This window comes from Mesorhizobium sp. L2C066B000 (assembly GCF_000502335.1).
In the GTDB taxonomy this organism is placed as follows: Bacteria; Pseudomonadota; Alphaproteobacteria; order Rhizobiales; family Rhizobiaceae; genus Mesorhizobium.
Window position 1 is genome coordinate 1 of the sequence record NZ_AYWZ01000046.1, and the last position, 2,891, is coordinate 2,891.

The 2,891-nt window shown below is 61.3% G+C and carries 2 protein-coding genes and 2 pseudogenes; 2 read left to right on the forward strand and 2 right to left on the reverse strand.

Annotation, left to right across the window (positions count from 1 at the left end):
* Positions 1 to 154: 154 nt before the first annotated feature.
* Positions 155 to 253, reverse strand: a pseudogene (locus X733_RS1000000170040) (LysR family transcriptional regulator); the annotation flags it as partial.
* A 573-nt stretch (positions 254 to 826) separates the two neighbouring features.
* Here X733_RS1000000170040 and X733_RS136550 point away from each other — a divergent pair.
* Both X733_RS136550 and X733_RS136545 read left to right on the forward strand, forming a co-directional pair.
* On the forward strand, positions 827 to 1,102 hold the full coding sequence (locus tag X733_RS136550; protein WP_023673543.1) for an acyl carrier protein: 276 nt from the start codon (positions 827 to 829) through the stop codon (positions 1,100 to 1,102).
* Positions 1,103 to 2,308, forward strand: a complete 1,206-nt coding sequence (locus X733_RS136545; protein WP_031194397.1) for a beta-ketoacyl-[acyl-carrier-protein] synthase family protein — start codon at positions 1,103 to 1,105, stop codon at positions 2,306 to 2,308.
* A 318-nt stretch (positions 2,309 to 2,626) separates the two neighbouring features.
* Here X733_RS136545 and X733_RS0136455 read toward each other — a convergent pair.
* Positions 2,627 to 2,891 (reverse strand): annotated as a pseudogene (locus tag X733_RS0136455) (transposase); the annotation flags it as partial.

A 2,891-nucleotide genomic window follows, 5' to 3' on the forward strand; every position in this document is an offset into this window, starting at 1 on the left:
GACGGACTAGCCGCCGACTGATGACAAACCGCTCAGCGGCAGCGCAAGATCGTTCATGGTGGGGGTGGTCTCCGGGAAATTTCGGATCGGCTTAAGCAACCAAATCCTACGTCATTTCAACGGGCTTGCGCCACATCCACCAACCCCCATGAATGGTTAGGTTGATGCTGCGTCCCGCCGCCGTGAGGCCGCGCTCGCTAAGCAGCGCGTCGAGAACGACGAGAAGATTCAGATCGAGCCCTTTGAAACGCATGTCTTAGCTATCCATAGCGTGGATGAATTTGATTGAAACAAACGATTTTACCAATTTTCCGGAATGTCGCATGGACCTGGCAGGACCTCACGTGCGCCGATCACTGCCTCTATCGCGTGGCGAGTCCCTTGAGAAGAGCCCGAAAGAGGAAATCTGTCGCGTGCGGTGGAGATTGTACTGGGAATGAGAGGCAGCGCTCCAAATCATGTCGAACTCTCCGACGAATGGCGACCGGTACATAGTTGATCGCAACTGGTCCGGAGCAATGAAACATCTCGATTACATATGAGGTGCCGAGTGAATACGCTGACAGCACCCACCGTCGCAGCGTTTAGCTGACGTTTGACGACGGTTCCTATCCATTTACACGCAGATTCTTGATGTGCTGGCGCAAAAGCGGGAGGCCGGCGACTTTTCTTCGTCATCGGGCTGACGCCGCAGAAGCCGGAACTCGTCCGGTTCCTATGGGCATTGGGCTTGGTCGGCGCACAGGCTCTATGAGGGGCAATTTTGGCAACGCGACGCGACTCGGGTTTTGAACGACGCCGAAAACGCAAGCTGGAAAGGAACAAGATGGCAGATCAACTCGCCAACGAAATAATCGCAATGATCAAGAAGCGCGCCGCGTCGGAGGGCGGCATAGCGCCTGCCACGGGCGGCGAAATAACGGCTGCCACGGGACTGACTTCGCTCGGTATCGATTCACTGGGATTGGCGGACGTTCTCTGGGACCTGGAGCAGGCCTACGGCATCGAGATCGAGATGAATACGGCCGAGGCATGGTCGGATCTCCAGAATGTTGGGGGCATGGTGGAAGCCGTGCGCAGCTTGCTCCCTACGGGGGTGTGAATGGACAGGCGCGTCGTGATTACTGGGATTGGCGGGATTTGCGGGCTTGGAACCAACGCCGCCGCCATTTGGACAGAGATGCGAGAAGGCCGCTCCGCCATCGGCCCAATCGTCAACTCCGAGTTCCATGAATTGAGGGTCAGGATCGGTGCCGAGATCAAGGCCCTGCCGGAGCATGACATCGACAGCAAGCAACTCATCTCCATGGACCGCTTCAGCCTGCTCGCTGTGCTTGCGGCGCGCGAAGCCATGCGTCAGGCCGGACTTTCCTCCAAAGACGGAAATAGCTATCGCTTCGGTGCGACGGTGGGCGTTGGCGGCTGCGGGTGGGATGCGATCGAGCAAACCTACCGCGCCATCCTTCTGGGCGGTAAGCGTGCCGCTCTCTTGACTGTACCCAAGGCGATGCCGGGTGCCGCTGCCGGCCAGGTCAGCATGAGTCTCGGCCTGCGCGGGCCGGTCTTCGGCGTCACGTCCGCCTGTTCCTCGGCAAACCATGCGATTGCCTGCGCGGTGGACCAGATCAGGCTCGGCCGGGCCGACGTGATGCTTGCCGGCGGCAGTGAAGCGCCGCTCATATGGGGTGTGCTGAAGGCATGGGAAGCGATCCGCGTGCTTTCGCCCGATACTTGCCGGCCATTCTCGGCCGATCGCCAGGGGCTGTCGCTTGGTGAAGGCGCCGGCATGGCGGTGCTGGAAAGCTACGAGCATGCCCTGGCTCGGGGCGCCACCATCCTTGCCGAAATCGCCGGTGTCGGCCTTTCCGCCGATGCGTCCGGCATCGTCGCGCCGACTGTCGAGGGGCCGGAGGCAGCAATGCGGGCCTGCCTTGCCGATGCCAGGCTGGACGCCGAGGATGTCGACTATCTCAACGCGCACGGCACCGGCACCAAGGCCAACGACCAGATCGAGACGGCGGCGATCAAGCGCGTCTTCGGTCAGCACGCCTTCTCAATGTCCATTTCTTCTACCAAGTCCATGCACGCGCATTGCCTCGGCGCGTCCGGCGCGCTCGAGTTGATCGCCTGCGTGATGGCTATCCGCGAGAGCGTCGTGCCGCCGACTGCCAATTATCGTGAGCTGGACCCCGATTGCGATCTCGACGTCACGCCCAATGTGGCACGCGAGCGCAAGGTGCGCGTGGCACTGAGCAACTCCTTCGCCTTTGGCGGCACGAACGCGGTTCTGGCGTTCAGGCAGGTGTAGAAGCCATGAAAGATGCTTCCGGCAACATTATCTCTCGCACCTAGATGCTTGCCGGATAACCTTGTGAAGGGCGGGTCATTGACCGCCTCGGCGCATGCGGGAAGTGGCAGCGGAAGCTCGAGGATCCGGGGGTATCGTCTTTGCGAAATTCTTAACTGTTGAACCGGCTTGGACGTACCGCCGCCCCGTAAAAGGTAAGCGAGGCCATGCGGGCTCGGCTTGAGGGTCTGAAGCTGTACACGACAATGTCTGGAAGCCGCAGGGTCGGCTCTGCGCCCGTTATAGTCGCCTGAGTGCTGCCGGCCCGGCCGCGCCGCGGGCTCCGTCAACGAACTTCTTGAACCTGCGGACCTTGCCTGTCTTGGCCGACGCTTCGAAGCGCGCGGTCGTGCTGGCCTCCAGATCCGCGACATGCTTGCGCAGGGTCGGGGTGGGCGCGAGGCCAAAGATGAAGTCGACGTCGTTGGCGCGGCACCAGTCGAGGACCTGCGGGTTGCAGTAAGGGCTATCGCCGCGGAGCAGGATTCGAATGTTCGGCCAGTTGATCCGGATCGCCCGCACCAGACGGCGCAGGTGGGGGCGG